Raw genomic sequence first — 13,354 nt, 5'->3', positions numbered from 1 at the left:
GATGACCAAGCCCGCCCCAGCCAAGTACAAAACCACTAACTGGCGTGACTACGACGCCGCGCTCAAGGCGCGCGGCTCGTTGCTGATCTGGCTTGATCCAGCCATGCAATGGTATGCCCCGGCCGGCGGCAAGGCCGGGCGGCAGCCCACCTTCTCCGAGGCCGCCATCCAGTTTTGCCTATCGATCAAGGTGCTGTTCGGCCTGGCTCTGCGCCAGACCATCGGCATGGTCGAGAGCCTGATCAAGCTGGCCGGCCTCGACTGGCAGGCACCGAATTACAGCACGCTCAGCCGTCGTCAGCAGACTCTGACAGTGCGGATTCCGGCGCGACGCAGCCAGGGTGGCTTACACCTGCTGATCGACAGCACCGGCATCCAATTCCTCGGCGAAGGCGAGTGGAAACGCAAAAAACATGGCGCCGAATACCGCCGGCAATGGCGCAAGGTGCATCTGGGCATTGATGCGCAAACGCTGGAAATCCGCGCAATTGAGGTCACCGGCAATGGCGTCGGTGATGCACCGGTTCTGCCGGATTTGCTGGCGCAGATTCCAGCCGACGAGCCGATTGCCAGCGTTCGCGCCGATGGCGCTTACGACACCAAGGCGTGCCATGCCGCGATTGCGGCACGCGGGGCGGAAGCAATCATTCCGGTACGCAAAAACGGCCAGCCGTGGAAAGACCAAAGCGACGGCGCCAGGGTGCGGAACGAAGCGCTGCGCGCGATGCGCCGGCTGGGGCCCGCGATCTGGAAACGCTGGAGTACTTACCACCAGCGCAGTCTGGTTGAAGCCAAGATGCGCTGTTTCAAATTGCTGGGTGAACGGGTGAAGGCTCGCACGTTTGAGCGGCAGGTAGCGGAGCTCCAGGTTCGTGCCGCCCTGCTGAACCGCTTCACACAGTTGGGCACACCGGTGACGGTGCGCGTGGCCTGAATCCGTCAGGGGGTTGGGGAGTCTCGGCCTGTGGCTGAGTTATGCAACAGAGCCATGCGCGGCGTGCGTGAAGAGGATGGCCTTTTTGCCGCGAAACGGCCCTTCCAGCCACCATGCGGCGTTCTGGCCCTGGGCAATGTCGCGTTCTGCCCAGTTCAGGTCGGCATTGCTGCTGCCAGCCGATGTCCACAGATAGCGTGCCTGATAAGGCAGGCTCTGCGTGACGCGGCACCAGTAGCTCTTTGACTCGAAAACCGCTTCACCCGCGTAAGGTGTCTGGCACAGCTCGCTGGCCAGCTGGGTGGAAACCTGCTGAAACGCGGCTTGCTCCGCGCTGCTGGGCCGGTCACTTTGCACCTGGACCAGGCTGGCGATTTTCTGGCTGACCATGCGGTAAGCCGGCCAGTTTGCCGAGTCCGGCAGCGTGGAGCCGTTTTGCCGCAGGTAGTGCTCAAGGCGCGGCAGCAATTCGGTCAGCGATGACTCGCCACCCATCATCACATCGACGCCGGCCAGCTGCAGCGGTCGGCCGCCCTGTGCCGCCTGATCCAGATAGCGCACCAGTTCACGGCCTTCGGCGGTGCGGGATGTGGCAAAGAACATGCGGCCGGGGCCGGAGTCCAGATAGGAGATGCCCTGCTGCTGTTTCAGTTCAACCATGCGCTGCACATCGAAGAGGCTGCTTTCCATCAGGAACACATCAAAGCCTTTCTGTTCATGCAGATAGCGGGTCAGCCGGGCAACCAGGCGCATGTTTTCGCCCAGTGCATGTTCGGTTTCGTTCAGCACGACAATGCGCGCGTCACCGACGCTCTGGCCAAACACGGCAAGGTCGGAAAAATCGGTGTGGTTGGGATCAATGGAGGCCAGTGCGACGCTGCGGGCATCGATCTCCTGCTGGATTATTGCCGGGTCGAGCTGGTTTGCTTGCGGCGTGTCAGCGTTGCCGCCTCCGCATGCGCCCAGCATTGCGGTGGCCAGCGCGAGCGCAAGCCTGCCATACGTGGTTTTCCGGACTGTCTGCATTGTCTTGCCCCTGATTTGCTTGTTTTTGGTTTTCTGAAAATTACATGAAATTCAGATTACTAGACAGTTTTTGTCGGATTTGTGAAATATCCGACGCAGTGCCGGGCATGCTGCACAGGGTGGGGGGGTGGGGTCGCTGCCCCGCCGCCGAGAAAACCAGGCGCAGTTGGCCGGATAAGCGTAGCGCCTTCTGGCGCTTGCGCGGTTCCGGATGGCGTTGCGCTTATCCGGCCTACGAAGATGCTGAGCTTATTCATTCTCGCGGCAGTGGTCTGTTGCCCGGGCGGGGCAGGTGCTGCATTTCTTGCCGGAATCTTCTGCATTTTGTTGGGTATATGGCTGTAGCCATTTGCAGCTAAGGGCTGCATGCGTATACCTTTTTCTAATTCCCGATCGGGTTGCCAGCTCGGCAATTAGCCATGCCGGCGTCCCGCGGGGGAGGCCCGTGGAATGCCGGCATGAGCAACGCGGCGCTGACGCCACTGCCCGATCAGCGACTACTTCGTGGCCAGCAGCTGCTGGCGCAAAAAGTCGATGGCCTGGGCGCGGTGGCTGAGCAGGATGCTGCCGTGGTCGCCACCAGGGGCTTCCACATACTGCACCTGGCTACCCAATGACTGCATGGTCTTGGCCAGCACGCGGGCGGCTTGGACCGGAGTCTGCGTGTCCTCCGTGCCTTGAACCATCAGGATGGGTCCATCCAGCTTGACCTGGCCGGGGCGGTTGCGCTCGAGTTGCTGGAGGATCACGGTGTTGTCGAGCAGGTCGCGGCGCAGGGACGGGTAACTGGCGAGCTTGCCGCCCGCCTGCAGGTGGCGCACCAGATCCTGCTGCAGCGCGCCGACGAATTCATTGCGCTCGTCCAGACAGTAACGCTGTTCTGCCGCCAGTGCGGCAATCGGCAGGAAACGCGGGTCTACGACCTGTGCGACGCCGATGGCCGGATTCTGGCTGGCGAGGCCATGCGCCAGCATGGTGCCGTTATAGGCGGTGGTGAATACCGCTTCACCGAGCGCGTCCAGTGTGGCTTCGCTGGGCTTGCTGTCGTGTGCGGCCTGCAGCTGATCGAGTTTGGCGAACAGCTCGCTGACGGTGAGCACCAGATCGCTGCCCGGCGCCAGCGCGACCGTGGCGCGCAGCGGATAGCGTTCGCGCAGGGCGCTGGCGTGCTGGGCGGCGGCCAGCGCGGCAAAGCCGCCCTGCGAATGACCGATCACGGCCCAGCCGGGCGCAAAGCGGGTAAAACGGGTATCGATCACTTCATGGGCCGCGAGCACGGCATGGGTAATCGAGCGGCCCTGGCTGTCGAGGCTCAGGTAGGGGTGAATGCCCGGTGCATCCAGGCCTTCGTAGTCGGGCGCCAGCACGGCAAAGCCGGCTTGCAGCAGGGCGGCGACCATGTCGCGGTCCTGGTCCAGCGCGAAGTCGCGGCTGGGCGCGCAGGCGTCGGCCACCCCCGTGGTGCCATGCGCCCAGACCACCAGCGGCCAGCCGCCAGCCGGCGCCGTGCCCTTGGGGGTGAACAGCAGCGTGTTGGCTTCGGTGTCGCCGCCGCGAATCGCGGGCTTGCGGTAGCGCAGCAGCTGGCTGCTGCCGGCGCCCAGCTCGCCGGCCTTGCTGTAGTTGTCGACGCGCAGCAGCACTTGCGGCAGTGGTGACGGCGTTGGCGTGGGCGTGACCGGTATCGCGGTGGGGGTTGGGGTGGGTTTGGAGGTGGCGGGTTGGTCGCTGCCGCCACCGCAGGCGCTCAGCGCGAAGGGCAGGGCAAGCAGGGTGGCAATGCAGCAGCGGGCAAGGCGGGACATGGGCAGGCTCCGGTGTGAGGGTCGCCGGCAGTGTAGGGGCGTAATCTTGCGCAAGCTGCAATCAAGTATGAAAGTTTGTGAAATTCTGTAGCGGTGGCGCGGCGCGCTGCCAGTCGCAGCACAGAGACAAACTGCAGCCATGCAGAGGTCAAGGATGGCGCACTTCTGCATGGCTGGTCTTTGCGCTGGCTCGCCGGGCTTTCTGCGGCACACGCGCAAACCACTGGAGGCTGATGCTGCCGGGCTCCGGTTTATACCGGTTGATGTATATATATGCAGCCTTTTATATGAATGGGCTGTGGACGTATACCCATAAGTAAATTCGGCGGGGCAACGAGGTGGTGGCAAGCTGCTAAGATGCGCGCTTCACCATTCGTCCTGCGACCTGCATGTCTGCCGCTTTGCAACTGACCGCCCTTGAATTGCGCGCCACGCTGGGCCTTTCCGGCCTGTATGCGCTGCGCATGCTTGGCATGTTCCTTATCCTGCCGGTGTTCGCCGTGTACGCGAAGCAGCTGCCGGGCGGGGAAAACCATGTACTGGTCGGCCTCGCCCTGGGCGCCTATGGGCTGACGCAGGCGCTGCTGCAATTGCCCTTCGGCATGTGGAGCGACCATATCGGCCGCAAGCGGGTCATCTATATCGGCCTGGCGTTGTTCGTCGTCGGCAGCCTGATCTGCGCCCTGTCCGAGCACATCGTCTGGCTGATCGTCGGCCGCGCGGTGCAGGGCGCGGGGGCGATTTCGGCGGCGATCACCGCCTTGCTGGCCGACCTCACGCGCGAGGAGCACCGCACCAAGGCGATGGCGATGATCGGCGGCAGCATCGCCACGACCTTTGCCGTTTCGCTGGTCGCCGCGCCCAAGCTGGCCGCCGCAATCGGCCTGCCGGGCATTTTCGCGCTGACGGCCGCCCTGGCGGCGCTGGCCTTTATCGGCGTGTGGCGCATCATTCCCGATCCGGCCGTCACGCGCTTTCATTCGGACACCGAAACCAGCTCCAGCCGTTTGCCGCTGGTGCTGCGCGATGGGCAGCTGCTGCGCCTCAACTATGGCGTGTTCGCGCTGCACGCCGCGCAGATGGCGATGTTCACCGTGATGCCGCTGCTGCTGACCCGCGTCGGTGGCCTGGAGGTCGGGCAGCACTGGTGGGTGTATCTGCCGGTGGTGCTGCTGGCCTTCGTGCTGATGGTGCCGGCGGTGATCTATGGCGAGAAAAAGCGGCAACTGAAGCGCGTTTTCCTTTTTGCCATCGCGCTGATGCTGGCCGCGCAGCTCGGCATGACGCTGTGGCTGCCCAGCCTGGCCGCCATCGTGCTGTGGCTCACCCTGTATTTCATTGCCTTCAACGTCCTGGAGGCCACCCAGCCCAGCCTGATTTCCAAGATTGCTCCGGCGCAGGCCAAGGGCACCGCCATGGGGGTGTACACCACCTGCCAGTCGGCGAGCATGTTCCTGGGCGCGGTGCTGGCCGGCTGGCTCTTCGAGCGCTACGGCAGCCCGGCGCCGGTGTTCGCGCTGTGCGCGCTGCTGATGGCCGGGTGGCTGGCGGTCGCCTGGGGCATGCAGCCGCCCCTGCCGGTGCGCACGCGCATGTTTCACATCGGCGAAGATTGGCAGGGCGATGCCGGGGTGCTGTCTGCTAAACTGGCGAGCCTGGACGGCGTGAAAGAGGCCGTCGTACTGATAGACGAGCGCGTTGCCTTGCTCAAGGTCCTGCAGGATGGCTGGGACGAGGCGGCGGCAGAACAGCTAATTGCGGAGACAAACTAATGGCATCGTTGAACAAAGTGCTGCTGATCGGCAACCTCGGGCGCGACCCGGAATCCCGCTTCCTGCCCTCGGGCGGCGCGGTCTGCAATTTCTCGATCGCCACTACCGAGAGCTGGAAGGACAAGAACACCGGCCAGAAGCAGGAAAAAACCGAGTGGCACAACATCACCATGTATGGCCGCCTGGCCGAAATCGCCGGCCAGTACCTGAAAAAGGGCAGCTCGGTCTACATCGAAGGCCGTCTGCAAACGCGCAAGTGGCAGGACAAGCAGACCGGCGCTGACCGCTACACCACCGAAATCGTGGCCGATGAAATGAAGATGCTCGGTGGCCGTGGTGACGGCGGTGGCATGGGTGGCGGTCAGGGTGGCGGCTACAGCGGTGGCAACGAGTACAACCAGGAATACAGCGCACCGGCCGCACCGCAGCAGGCCGCCGCGCCGCGCCAGGCTGCTCCGGCTCCTGCCGCCAAGCCGGCACGCAGCTTTGACGATTTCGAGGATGATATTCCGTTCTGATCGACCGCAGTACGGTTTACAGCCTGAAACCGGCAGCAAAAAGCCCTGAGCAATCAGGGCTTTGTTATTTCTGGCACTGGCGCCGCTCAGTGCCCCGGCTTGCTGGCGTCCCAGGCGATGAAGGTTGCGGCATTGTCACGGGTAACCAGCGTGGTGCCGAGCAATTCGAGTTCGGCTTCCGGTCTGGCGCCTTTGAGAAGGGCGACGCCCATATCGATTGCGCGGCGTCCCATGGTTTCGGGGGACTGGCTGGCGGAGACGACGATCTGCGCACCACCGGCGATTTCCTTGACGGCCGCCGCCGAGCCATCGACGGAGCCGATCAGGGTGTGGGTCTGCCCCGCTTCACGCAGGGCCTGCAGGCTGCCGAGCGCCTGCCGGTCGTTGATGGTGAACAGTGCATCGATCTGCGGGTAGCGCTTGAGCGATTCCTGCAGCGAGGCATGCCCGCCCCAGACGGACGCCTTGCCATCTTCCTTGTCGCTGAGCAGCCGGATTCCCGGGTATGCCGCCAGCGCCTGCTTGCAACCGCTGACCCGGTCTAGCACGGAAGAAACCTGCGGGCCATTCTGGATCAGGAATGTGCCTTTGCCGTTGATGGCTCTGGCGAGGTAGTCGCAGACTTTCTGCCCGGCCTGCAGATTGTCGGTCAGCACGGTCTGGCTTGCGCCTTTGGCACGCACATCGGCGCCGATCACCACGATGCCTTTCTTGCGCGCTTCCTGCAGGATTGCCGCGAGCCCGTCTTCCGTCGAGGCGCTGACAATCAGCAGATCGATGTTGAGCCCCATCAGCTCCCTGATCTGGGCGATCTGCCGGTGGACGTCGTATTCGGCCGAGCGTGCCGTCAGTTTTACCTGCGGGTTCAGCTGCCGGGCGCGATCCTGTGCGCCGCGCGTCAGGGCGACAAAGTAGGGGTTGGCCAGGCTGGAAATGCTCATGCCGATGTGTTCCGGCCTCGGCTTGTCAGCGGCGAAGGCGCCTCCCGCAATGCTGGCGAGAAGCAGTGTTGCCAGTGCTAGAAGGGGTTTCATGTTGATGCTCCGACAGTGAATGGATGTAAGTGCGGCAATTGTTTTGTCAGTATTGGCTGCCTTACATCAGCGTGCGGCCTCAAGCTGACGGGCGGCAGCTGAGGCATTCCCGCAATGACCTGGCCGGGCGCATTTGTTAAAGTCACTGTTTGCCCTCTTGCCCGGAGATGCTCATGCTGAATTTTTCCTTCCATGCCCCGACCCGCATCCATTTTGGCCGTGGCCAGGTCAGCCAGCTGGTGCGCGAGATTCCTGCCGGCAGCAAGGTGCTGCTGACAGCAGGCGGCAACAGTATCCGCAACAATGGCGTGCTGGATGCGGTGCTGGCGCAGCTGGCGCACTGCACCGTGATCGAATTTGCCGGCATCGAGCCCAATCCCGAATACGAAACCCTCAAGCGTGCCGCCGAACTGGGCTGTCGCGAGGCGGTGGACTGGGTGCTGGCCGTCGGCGGCGGCTCGGTGATCGACGGCAGCAAATGGATTGCCGCCGCACTCTGCCTGGATGATGGCATTGATCCCTGGCTGCTGGTGGGCAACCGCACACCGGTGCAGCGTGCCGTGCCGCTGGGCGTGGTGCTGACGCTGCCGGCTACCGGCGCCGAGAGCAACCATGTCGGCGTGATTTCACGCCGCGAAACACAGGACAAGCAATCCTTCCGCAGTGAGCATGTGTTTCCGCGCTTCGCCATCCTCGACCCCTGTTTCACCTTCAGCCTGCCACCGCGCCAGGTCGGCAACGGCGTCGTCGATGCCTTTGTGCATACGCTGGAGCAATACCTCACCTATCCGGTCGATGCCCGCGTGCAGGACCGGATGGCCGAGGGCATCCTGCAGACGCTGGTCGAAGTCGGCCCGCAAACGCTGGCCGAGCCCGACAACTACGATGCCCGTGCCAATTACATGTGGGCCGCCAACCAGGCGCTGTTCGGCCTGATTGGCGCGGGTCAGCCGCAGGACTGGTCCAGCCACGCCATCGGCCACGAGCTGACCGCACTCTACGGGCTGGATCATGCGCGCTCGCTCTCTGTTGTGGTGCCGGCGCTGCTGCGGTATTGCCGCATGGACAAGGCCGCCAAGCTCAGGCAGTACGGCGAACGTGTCTGGGGGCTTTCCGGTAGCGACGACGCCATCATCGACGGCGCCATTGCCGCCACGCGTAATTTCTTTGTCCGCATGGGGCTGCCGGTGACGCTGGCTGAAGCAGGTATCGATGCCGCAGAGGCGGCTACCCGTGTCGAAGCCAACCTGCCGCGCCACAAGCCGCAGCCGGTGGGCGAGCACGGCAAGCTCACCGCCGCCGACTGCGCAGCCATTGTGCGGATGTCTGTGTAGTTGCCCGGATTGTATCGGGGTATGGGCTGAAAACTATTGATTAATAAGGGCTATGACGATATGGGTTAAGGTGTATCTGGCTGATGGCGCGTGCATTTGCCATGCCGGTCTTGCGCATTCCCGGCATTCCTGTGTTACAATCGCTGCCTTAAGCGGGCGTCGTATAAATGGTAATACCTCAGCTTCCCAAGCTGATGCCGTGGGTTCGATTTCCATCGCCCGCTCCAGAATGCAAAAGCCAGACCTCGCGGTCTGGCTTTTTTCTCGCGCGTTGCGCCCGCAATCAATCGGCGGGCGGCGACGAGGTCTGCCAGACGTGCTGCAGCCTGGCTAAGCCCTCCTGCAGTTCATTCATGGCCTTGGCGGCAGCTTCCGGGCTGCCTGTCACGCTGAATTCGATGTGCGGGCCGGGGTGGCGCTCGTTGCCGTAGCTTGGCAGGCTGCTGAAGGCAATGCCGGGGTTGCGCAGCACCACCTCGTCCATCAGGCCGACGAGTTCGCCTTCTCGGGCATCCGGGACGATAAGCGACAGTACGGTGTCACGCACGCCGTCTTCATAATGCTGCTCCAGCACCCAGTCCAGCATCGGCCAGGCCATTTCCGGAAAGCCAGGCAGGAGGGCGTGATTGCGGAAGAAGGCGCCGGCAACCTGGTTCACCGGGTTGGGAATCAGGCTGCTGCCGGCCGGAAAGTCAGCCATGTGGATGCGATAGGGCAGGGCCGCCGCGCCGAAGCGCTCATGGATCAGCCGTGCGGCTTCCCCGTGCAGCTCCAGCGGTACGTCGGCTGCCATGGCCAGCGCCTGCCTGGTGTGGTCGTCCGGCGTGGCGCCGATGCCGCCGAAGGAAATGACATTGGCGTTCGCCGCCAGCGTGCGGCGGAAGGTGGCGATCAGTTCCTGCGGCTGGTCTGGCAGGTAGTGTGCGCTGGCGATGGTGTGGCCGTGCTGCTGAAGGCGCGACTGCGCGGCAGCGAAGTGCCGGTCGCTGCGTCGGCCGCTGAGGATTTCATCACCGATGATGAGAAGCTGGAAACGGGCCATGGTGGTGTGTCCGTGATTATTGCGGGTTGCAAAGTGCCGGGGCTGCCGGTCTAATTCCGCTGTAATGATAAGCCGGAACATCCGTACAATGGAGTTCCGGCTTTGTTGATTCCATTGGTTGAAAATGATGATCTATCCTGCGCCCGCTTTCGAAAACAAGATCTGCCCGCCTGCCGAACTGGCCGGCCGGATCGCCAGCCTGCCGCGCCCGCTGGTGTTCACCAATGGCTGTTTCGACATCCTGCACCGTGGTCATGTCAGCTATCTGGCGCAGGCGCGCGCGCTGGGTGCCGCAATGGTGCTGGCGATCAATACCGATGCCTCGGTGCGCCGGCTGGGCAAGGGCGATGACCGCCCGATCAACAGTACCGAAATGCGCGCCGCCGTGCTGGCCGCGCTGGCTTCGGTCGATCTCGTCACTTGGTTTGACGAGGACACGCCGTATGAGCTGATCATGCAGGTGAAGCCCGACATCCTGGTGAAGGGCGGCGACTGGAGCGTGGACCGCATCGTCGGCAGCAGGGAAGTGCTGGGCTGGGGCGGGCAGGTGCACTCGATTCCCTTCCTGCACCAGACCTCGACCACGCAAACGCTGAACAGGATTCGCCAGCAATCATGATTGAACGCAACAACCTCATTACCGCGCTGGTTGCCGATCTGAACCAGCACGGCGTCATGCGCCATGATTTCTGGCTGCAGTTGCTGGTGATCGGGCTGGCGCTGCTGATTGCTGCCTTCATCAGTCGCCGCGTCAGCCGCCGCATGGGCGCCAGCGACGGACATTCGACCGGCATGCGCATCGGCCGCGAAGGCGTGCAGCGCGTCTGGTTCCCGCTGAATGCCTTTTTGCTGGTCACGCTGGGGGAGTGGGTGCTGAAGCTGTGGCTGGCCGGCCCCTTCCAGCTGCTGGAGCTGGCCAATGTGCTGATGATGGCCATGGCCAATATCCGCATCCTGGTTTATGTGCTGCGCCATGTCTTCAATGGCGCGGCCTGGGTGCTGCGCTGGGAAAAGCGCATGGCTGCCGCGATCTGGGCGATCTACGCGCTGCACATCATGGGCGTGCTCGCCGAATTCCAGGCCTTCCTCGGCGGCATCCAGATCAATGCCGGCAAGATCCACATCTCGCTGCTCGATATCGGCCAGGGTTTGCTGTCGGTCGCGCTGACCATGCTGGTGGCGATGTGGATAGGCCGGGAAATCGAGCGTCGCCTGATGAGTGCCGACATGATGGACATGAATGTCCGCGTCGTGACCGTCAAGGTGATGCGCTCGCTGCTGGTGGTGCTGGCGGTGATCATTGCGCTGCCGCTGGTTGGCATCGACCTGACCGTGCTGTCGGTCTTTGGCGGCGCCATCGGTATCGGCCTGGGTTTCGGCCTGCAGAAGATCGCCTCGAACTATGTTTCCGGCTTCATCATCCTGCTTGACCGCTCGGTGAAGCTGGGCGACATGGTGCAGATCGACAACCGCACCGGCATCATCAAGGGGCTGACTTCGCGTTACGTGGTGCTGCGCTCGGCCGATGGCACCGAGGCGCTGATTCCGAACGAGACCCTGGTGACCTCCACCGTGGTGAACCAATCGTATTCGGACAAGTCAATCTGGGTGGGATTGCCGGTGCAGGTGGCTTACGGCAGCGATCTGGAAAAAGCCACGCAACTGCTGGCCGAAATCGCGAAAGCCCACCCGCGCGTGTGCGACACGCCGGCGCCGGGCGGTTTTGTCGCCGCCTTTGCCGACAGCGGCATCAACCTCACGCTGGGCTTTTTCCTGAAAGACCCGGAAAACGGCCAGCTGGCCCTCAAGCACGATCTGAACATGGCGATCTGGAAGGCGTTTTCCGAGCATGGCATCGAGATTCCCTATCCCCGCCGCGATGTCTATGTGCATCAGGCCGACGCACGGCAGGGCGAGTCCGCGTAATCCCGGCGCTTATCATTTAGACTTCCTTACAGCCAGGCTGGACAAGCAGCCCGGCATTGCTGGAGCAGATTCATGGAAGACTTCATTCTCGCCCTGCTGAGCGGCCTTATTGACCTGCCCTGGTGGGGTTATGTGCTGGTGGTGCTGGCGCTGACCCATATCACCATTGCCGGCGTCACCATTTTCCTGCACCGCCATCAGGCGCACCGCGCGCTGGACCTGCACCCGCTGGTCAGCCATTTCTTCCGTTTCTGGCTGTGGCTCACCACCGGCATGGTCACGAAGGAGTGGGCGGCGATCCATCGCAAGCACCATGCGCGCTGCGAAACGGCCGAGGACCCGCACTCCCCCCAGGTATTGGGCCTGAAGAAAGTACTGTGGCAGGGTGCAGAGCTATACCGTGAGGAAGCGAAAAACCGCGAGACGCTGGAAAAGTATGGCCACGGCACGCCGGATGACTGGATCGAGCGCCATCTCTATACCCCGTACAGCGCGCTGGGTCCCACGCTGATGTTCATCATCGACTTCGCGCTGTTCGGCACCAACGGCATCTGGATCTGGGCCGTGCAGATGGTGTGGATTCCCTTTTTCGCCGCCGGCGTCATCAACGGCATCGGCCACTACTGGGGCTACCGCAATTTCGAGAACGAGGACGCCGCGACCAATATCGTGCCCTGGGGCATCCTGATCGGTGGCGAAGAACTGCACAACAATCACCACACCTTCGGCACCTCGGCGCGGCTGTCCTACAAGTGGTTCGAATTCGACATCGGCTGGTTTTACATTCGCAGCATGGAAATGCTGCGCCTGGCCAGGGTAAGGCGCGTGTCGCCGCAGCTCAAGCTGGGTGAGGCGCGCGCGCAGCTCGACGAGCAGGCGCTGGCCGCCATTGTCGCCAACCGTTACGCCATTGCCGCCAGCTATGCCCGCATGCTGCAGGCCACCGTGCAGGCCGAGCTGAACCGCATCGCCGCGTCGACGCGCCTGCCGCAGCTCAACTGGCGCAGCATGAAGGTATGGCTCAAGCAGGATGCCAAGGATACCCCCCAGCATGAGCGTGATCATCTGGCGCAGGTGCTGGCGCAATCGCAGCTGCTCGCCCAGGTGTATGCGATGCGCCAGGAGCTTGCACGGCTGTGGGAGCGCTCCTCGCTGTCGCGCAATGAGCTGCTGCAGCACTTGCAGGACTGGTGCGAGAGGGCCGAGGCCAGCGGCATCCAGGCGCTGCAGGAGTTCTCCCGCCGCCTGCGCATGATTGCCGCCGTTTGATACACTGAAGTCATCGCCAGCAAGCGGGCTTCGGCCCGCTTTTTGCATCCTGCCCGTTTCGAACCCACCGTCCTTCTGGAGAACCCGCATGTCCTCGATCCAGCGTTACCACGTCGGCCCGCGCCTGTGCGAAATCGTCGTGCACAACAACACCGTCTATCTGGCCGGCCAGATTGCCGAAGACCTCAATGGCGACATCCGCCAGCAGACCGGCGAAGTGCTCGGCTGCATCGACCGGCTGCTGCACCAGGTCGGCTCGGACAAGAGCAAGATCCTTACCGTCACCATCTATCTGGCCGACATGGCCGATTATGACGCGATGAACGAAGTCTGGGCCGAGTGGGTGCCGCACGGCCACACGCCGGCGCGTGCGACCGTCGAGGCCAGGCTGGCCGATGCGCGCTACAAGGTTGAAATGACCGTCGTGGCGGCGCTGTAAGCATCACTAGTGCATAGGGCGGAACAAATCTTTACTTATTAGGTCATTGTTTACATGCGACGACCAATGACCCTTTCACTCTCCGAGGCCGATCTCCAAGAATTGACAACCTGGGTTCGCCGCGGCTCGACACCACAAAAGCAGGCGCTGCGCGCCCGCATCATCCTCATGACCGCCGAAGGCGTTCCCAGTAAGGAAATCGCCCTGCAATTGCGCACAACCGCGCCCACCATCATGTTGTGGCGACGCCGTTTC

General features: G+C 63.1%; 13 protein-coding genes and 1 tRNA gene. 10 read left to right on the top strand and 4 right to left on the bottom strand.

The annotated features are described in order from the left end of the window. The first annotated feature begins 1 nt into the window (after nt 1). Nucleotides 2-934, top strand: coding sequence for an IS5 family transposase (locus C515_RS0115810; protein WP_028456099.1), 933 nt, complete (start codon nt 2-4; stop codon nt 932-934). A 39-nt stretch (nt 935-973) separates the two neighbouring features. Here C515_RS0115810 and C515_RS0115805 read toward each other — a convergent pair whose 3' ends face one another. Together C515_RS0115805 and C515_RS21525 are read right to left on the bottom strand one after the other, a co-directional pair. Further along, nucleotides 974-1,960: an erythromycin esterase family protein gene (locus C515_RS0115805; protein WP_028456312.1), complete on the bottom strand. Its 987-nt coding sequence runs from the start codon at nt 1,958-1,960 to the stop codon at nt 974-976. A gap of 497 nt (nt 1,961-2,457) precedes the next feature. Then, on the bottom strand, nt 2,458-3,765 hold the full coding sequence (locus C515_RS21525; RefSeq protein WP_051305024.1) for an alpha/beta hydrolase family protein: 1,308 nt from the start codon (nt 3,763-3,765) through the stop codon (nt 2,458-2,460). 389 nt (nt 3,766-4,154) lie between these two features. Between C515_RS21525 and C515_RS0115795 the strand changes: the two genes are divergently transcribed. Next, nucleotides 4,155-5,537: an MFS transporter gene (locus C515_RS0115795; RefSeq protein ID WP_043650012.1), complete on the top strand. Its 1,383-nt coding sequence runs from the start codon at nt 4,155-4,157 to the stop codon at nt 5,535-5,537. Next, the gene (locus tag C515_RS0115790; RefSeq protein ID WP_028456310.1) at nt 5,537-6,055 is read left to right on the top strand and encodes a single-stranded DNA-binding protein; all 519 of its coding nucleotides are present in this window, start codon (nt 5,537-5,539) and stop codon (nt 6,053-6,055) included. Before C515_RS0115795 ends, C515_RS0115790 begins: the two co-directional genes overlap by 1 nt. 86 nt (nt 6,056-6,141) lie before the next feature. On the opposite strand, the gene C515_RS0115785 is transcribed toward C515_RS0115790, so the two are convergent. Beyond that, the gene (locus C515_RS0115785) at nt 6,142-7,089 is read right to left on the bottom strand and encodes a substrate-binding domain-containing protein (RefSeq protein WP_028456309.1); all 948 of its coding nucleotides are present in this window, start codon (nt 7,087-7,089) and stop codon (nt 6,142-6,144) included. Nucleotides 7,090-7,262: 173 nt separating this feature from the next. Between C515_RS0115785 and C515_RS0115780 the strand changes: the two genes are divergently transcribed. After that, on the top strand, nt 7,263-8,423 hold the full coding sequence (locus tag C515_RS0115780; RefSeq protein WP_028456308.1) for an iron-containing alcohol dehydrogenase: 1,161 nt from the start codon (nt 7,263-7,265) through the stop codon (nt 8,421-8,423). Nucleotides 8,424-8,575: 152 nt separating this feature from the next. Beyond that, nucleotides 8,576-8,650, top strand: a tRNA-Gly gene (locus C515_RS0115775). Nucleotides 8,651-8,706: 56 nt separating this feature from the next. Here the strand turns inward: C515_RS0115775 and C515_RS0115770 are convergent. Continuing rightward, the gene (locus C515_RS0115770) at nt 8,707-9,465 is read right to left on the bottom strand and encodes a competence/damage-inducible protein A (RefSeq protein ID WP_028456307.1); all 759 of its coding nucleotides are present in this window, start codon (nt 9,463-9,465) and stop codon (nt 8,707-8,709) included. Between the two features lie 127 nt (nt 9,466-9,592). Between C515_RS0115770 and rfaE2 the strand changes: the two genes are divergently transcribed. The 5 genes from rfaE2 to C515_RS21515 all read left to right on the top strand — a co-directional run. Next, entirely contained in the window at nt 9,593-10,084 is a 492-nt protein-coding gene (gene rfaE2 / locus C515_RS0115765; protein WP_144290497.1) for a D-glycero-beta-D-manno-heptose 1-phosphate adenylyltransferase, read from the top strand. Continuing rightward, nucleotides 10,081-11,391 (top strand): mechanosensitive ion channel family protein, encoded by a 1,311-nt coding sequence (locus C515_RS21520; protein WP_043650009.1) that lies wholly within the window; start codon nt 10,081-10,083, stop codon nt 11,389-11,391. The genes rfaE2 and C515_RS21520 overlap by 4 nt, the downstream gene beginning before the upstream one ends. Before the next feature lie 72 nt (nt 11,392-11,463). Continuing rightward, a complete protein-coding gene (locus tag C515_RS0115755) occupies nt 11,464-12,660 on the top strand; it encodes a DesA family fatty acid desaturase (RefSeq protein WP_028456305.1) in 1,197 nt (398 codons plus the stop codon). A gap of 88 nt (nt 12,661-12,748) precedes the next feature. Further along, nucleotides 12,749-13,099 carry a RidA family protein gene (locus C515_RS0115750; protein ID WP_028456304.1) on the top strand — a complete coding sequence of 117 codons (351 nt, stop codon included), beginning with the start codon at nt 12,749-12,751 and terminating at the stop codon, nt 13,097-13,099. 66 nt (nt 13,100-13,165) lie between these two features. Then, nucleotides 13,166-13,354, top strand: a 189-nt coding sequence (locus C515_RS21515; RefSeq protein WP_043650007.1) for a helix-turn-helix domain-containing protein, incomplete at its 3' end; no start/stop codon positions are given.

It is taken from the genome of Chitinilyticum litopenaei DSM 21440, from assembly GCF_000428145.1.
GTDB lineage: Bacteria > Pseudomonadota > Gammaproteobacteria > Burkholderiales > Chitinibacteraceae > Chitinilyticum > Chitinilyticum litopenaei.
The sequence above is the reverse complement of the archived record's forward strand: the minus strand, read 5'-3'. Positions and strand labels throughout refer to the sequence as shown.